The sequence below is a fragment of the Prosthecobacter sp. genome (genome assembly GCF_044373815.1).
Taxonomy (GTDB): domain Bacteria; phylum Verrucomicrobiota; class Verrucomicrobiia; order Verrucomicrobiales; family Verrucomicrobiaceae; genus Prosthecobacter.
Window position 1 is genome coordinate 1 of record NZ_JBIPNG010000505.1, and the last position, 4557, is coordinate 4557.

Annotated in this window: 2 protein-coding genes; both read right to left on the reverse strand. The window is 59.8% G+C overall.

Going from position 1 to position 4557, the window contains the following annotated elements:
- Window positions 1-214 (reverse strand): hypothetical protein (locus tag ACIREA_RS27065; protein ID WP_397385439.1); only part of this gene is annotated, 214 nt, incomplete at its 3' end.
- A gap of 110 nt (window positions 215-324) precedes the next feature.
- Entirely contained in the window at window positions 325-4326 is a 4002-nt protein-coding gene (gene smc / locus ACIREA_RS27070) for a chromosome segregation protein SMC (RefSeq protein WP_397385440.1), read from the reverse strand.
- Between the last annotated feature and the right edge of the window lie 231 nt (window positions 4327-4557).

Below are 4557 nucleotides of genomic sequence, written 5' to 3' on the forward strand. Positions count from 1 at the left end.
GATTCAGGTAGAAATCAACGCCACTATCATCCAAGCCTGTCGTTGACCCAACATATCCCGCTTTCTGCAAAATATCGAATAGCTGTTTAGCATTTTGGAAGACTCTTTCAGCAAACGCAGCGCGATCTACTTCAGAAGTAAATGCAATCGGCTCATGAGGGTGAGCACTGCGCTCGAAGGCAGCCTTGGGATCGATTCGGAGGGATGGTTTCACGTTCTTATCGCTCTTCCCGTTCACTATTTGTCTTCCAATTTCCTGTCGAGATAACGTTGAAGAGGACGGGTAGGATTTTGCTGCGGTGAAGGCCTTGGTCGCTTGTCCGTTTACACCAGTGCCGCCGGCGTCTGTTCCTCCATCTCCTCAATGGCGGTCAGGCGGGCCTGCTCTTCATCGAGGTCTTCATTCACCTGAACGGCGTCGGGTTGTTCTTCGTCAGAAGCATCTGAGGCTTCGGCGTCGTCCTCGGCCTTCTTCTTGCGCTTGGGCTGGTTCGGGGCTTCGAGGGCGAGTTCCTGGACGGTCTTGTCCATGGTGCGGGTGTCTTCCGTGGTCATGCGGACGCCGACGGGCTTGCTGACACCGAACTCCTGCATGGTGACGCCGTAGATCACATCCGCGCGGCTCATGGTGCGCTTGTTGTGCGTGACGATGATGAACTGGGAGTTGTCGATGAAGGCATCCAGCATCTTGAGGAAGCGGCCGATGTTGGTTTCATCCAGCGGGGCATCAAGCTCATCCAGCACGCAGAAGGGGCTGGGCTTGACCTGGTAGATGGAGAAGAGCAGCGCCACGGCGGTCATGCTGCGCTCGCCACCGGAAAGGAGGCTGATGGTCTGCAGCTTTTTGCCCGGGGGTTTGGCGATGATTTCGATGCCGGTTTCCAGCGGATCGTTTTCATCCACCAGCATGAGGTCGGCTTTGGCGGCAGGGCCGAAGAGCTCGCGGAAGTTGTTGTTAAAGAAGCCGCGCACCGCCGTGAACGTTTCCACAAACATGGTCTTCGTGGTCTCGTTGATCTTGGCGATGACCTGCAGCAGCTCGTCCTTGGATTTGACGAGGTCGTTGTGCTGGGTGTCGAGGAAGTTGTGGCGCTCTTCGAGTTCTTCGAACTCCTGGATGGCGTCGAGATTGACGGGGCCGATGCCTTCAAGCTTCTGACGGAGTTCATAGACGACCTCCATGACGAAGGCCCAGTCTGGCTGTGCTTCTTCGCCGGGAATGACGACTTCGTCGATGTCCACGGCGTCGTCATCACGATTGGAGACGGCGCGGATGACGGGAGCTTCGACTTCCTCGGCCGCTGGTTCGGCGTCTTCCGCATCTTCGTTGCTGGGTTCGGCGCCATCGGCGGGTGCGCTGGAGCCTGCGGCATTGGCCGCGCCTTTTTTGCCACGGGTACGGTTCTTCTTCTGCTCTTCGATGGTGACCATCAGCACGTGGTAGTCAGGCTCAAAGGCTTCGATGTGGAAGCTGTAGCGCTCCTGGACCTGATTGATCAGGTTTTCGAGACGAAGGTCCACGCGGGTGAGGGTGACTTCGGCGCGGTTGCGGGATTCGTTGAGGCCGTTGAAGCTCTGACGCAGCTGCGTGAGCTGGGCTTCGAGCTGGCTGACCTGCTCAAACAATCCGGCGCGCTCTTCGGTCTTGGACTGCAGGTGTTCTTCGATGGCGCCGATGGTGTCGCGCTGGGATTCGATCTGCTCCTGGAAGCGGGCGTTTTCAGCCTCGCTCTGCTGGATGCGCATGCGCCAGGTGTTGATCTCTTCGGAGAAGCGATTGATGCCGGCCTGCAGCTCCTGCAAGCGCACGCCGAGAGGGGCTTTCTGGCGCTCGATGGAATGCAGCGCGCTCTGCTCAAGGGCGAGTGCGGTGCGCAGCTCATTGAGGCGTTCGCTGGATTCGAGCTCGCGACGGAGGAAGGACTCCATCTCGAGTTCGAGTTCGTTTTCGAGGGCGCGTGAGGTGGCCAGTTGCTCCTGGGCGATGGCCACGGCTTCTTGGAGCTGCTGGATCTGGCTTTCAGAGCCGCTGATGCGATCCTGAATCTGGTTCTGGTCCCACTCCACGCTTTCAAGCTTGGCGGTGGCCTGCTGCAGCGCGCGCTGCACGACGCTGATCTTGCCCTGGAACTGGGAGAAGCCTTCGCGGGCGCGCTGGGATTGCTCGCGCAGGGAAACTTCCTCGCGCTGCATTTCTTCCAGCTGCGCGGTGATGTTGTTCACGGCGTCTTCCTTCTCCATGTACTGGAATTCGAGCGCTTCCACTTCCGTGCGGAGCTGGCGCACTTCGGCCTCACGGCGCAGCGTGGAGGAGCCTTCCTCCTTGGTGGCACCGCCGGTGATGATGCCGTCATGCGTGATAAGCTCGCCGCGCATCGTGGCGATGGCGAGGTGCGGCATCTCGCGCTTCATGCGCAGAGCGGTGTGCAGATCGTCCACGATGACGACATTGTGCAGGAGGTGATCAATGAGGCTCTGCACGCCGGTTTTCACGCGCACCTTGTCCGTGGCCCAGGCGATGGCACCAGCGGGAAGAAGCTCGCGATCTGAGGCACGGCGCAGGTTGCAGAAATCATGCGGCACCAATGCGGCGCGGCCCATTTTGTGATCCGTGAGGCGGTCGATGATCTGGGCGGCGAGTTCGCTCTCCGTGAGAAGAACGGCCTGCAGGTGGTCTTTGAGCGCGGCTTCGATGGCGGTGATGTACTCGGGATCCACTTCGATGCTGGAGGCCAGCAGGCCGCGCACGCCGACGGAGTAGACTTCCGGATTGTCGAGGCCGCTGATGACCTTCTGCGTCCCGGCGGAGAGGCCTTCGCCTTTCTGCAGAAGTTGCTCGATGATTTCGAGGCGTGACTTGCGCTGCGTCAGATTGCGCTGGAGGTCGTTGAGCTCGTTGTTCATCGCGTCGCGCTGGCGGCGGCGTTCGATCATTTCACGGGCGCAATCCTTGGCTTTCTCGTCGAGCTGGTTGCGCGTCTCTTCGAGTTCCTGGATGTTGCGCTGCAGTTCGTCGAATTCGATCTGGCTGGTCTCACGCGCCTGCTGCGCTGTGTGACGGTCATGCGCGAGGGATTCGTGACGCTGGCGGTCGCCGGAGATCTGATTGCTCAGGGACTGCGCGCGGGCTTCACTGGAGGCGATCTGGCCTTCAAACTGGCGGATGGATTCGCGGATGGCGCGGCGGTCGGCTTCCAGGCGGTTGCGCTCTGGGATGATGTTCTGGTGCTGGCCGGCGTGCTCGTTCACGGCAAGCTGGCGCGTCTGGATGTTGTCGGTGATGGCAAGCAGCTGCTCATCGGCATTGGCGAGATCACGGCGTGCCTGATCGAGCAGATCCTCGTTGTTGGCGATCTGCTCTTCGTTCTGGCGGATGCGGCCTTCGAGTTCCTCGCTGCGCTCACGGTTGAAGCCCAGGCGGCCTTCGGCGCTCTGCATCTGTGAGCGAAGCTCCTGCGCCTGCTGGCGTGCCTGGCTGATCTGGGACTCCAGCGCGTGGTAGGCTTCACGGGTCTGTGCGGCTTCGGCTTCCGCGATTTGCAGCTTGGACTGAAGCTGTTCGATCTGCTGCGCCATCATGCGCACCTGGTTTTCGGACTCGGATTTTTCACCGGCGAATTCGGTGTACTGCTTGTGGGCAAGGTGGGTGTCCAGCAGCCGGGTATCTTCGAGCAGCGTCTGGTAGCGGCGCGCCTTCGCGGCCTGACGCTGCAGCGTGCCCATCTGGCGCTTCACTTCCGCGACGATGTCGGCGACGCGCAGCAGATTGGCCTCGGTATATTCGAGCTTGCGCAGCGCTTCACGCTTCTGCGATTTGAATTTGGTGATGCCGGCGGCTTCTTCGAAAACGGTGCGGCGGTCTTCCGGCTTGGAGCTCAGAAGCATGTCGATCTGGCCCTGCGCCATGATGGAGTAAGCGGCACGGCCGATGCCGGTGCCTGCGATGAGATCGTGGATGTCCTTGAGACGGCAGACGGTGTTGTTGAGGCGGTATTCGCTGCGACCGTCACGGAACACGCGGCGTGTCAGTGCGACTTCGTTGAAATCAACTTTGAGCGACTCCTCGCAGTCCGCCATTGTCAGCGTCACTTCCGCGAGGCCCACGGGCTTGCGCTTGTCGGTGCCGTTGAAGATGACGTCCGCCATTTCATCGCCACGCAGGGCTTTGGCAGACGTTTCACCCAGCACCCAGCGGATGGCATCGACGACGTTCGACTTGCCGCAACCGTTCGGACCCACGATGCCGGTGACACCTTTGTGGAACTCGAAATGGGTCTTGTCCGCAAAGGACTTGAAGCCGTGAAGGGTGAGGCTTTTGAGATACATGACGGTGGATAGGCGGAGATGAAAAGGCGGGTGAAGAAATCCGAAGGACGAATGACTTCGCGGTGAGTACTGAGGAGGACTGAACCATTCCGCGCCGGATGCCCGCAAGAGCGAACGCAAAAATCCACGCTATCTTGGGGATCGTTAAGACATCTTAAACAAGATGTGGGATTTTTCAGGGCGTTTTTCCTGTGAATAATCGTAGCGGCTGTGAACAAGTTTTCAAGGGCG

Coding starts and splice junctions, on each gene's coding strand:
- smc (WP_397385440.1), bottom strand. CDS start 4,326: ATGTATCTCAAAAGCCTCACCCTTCACGGCTTCAAGTCCTTTGCGGAC.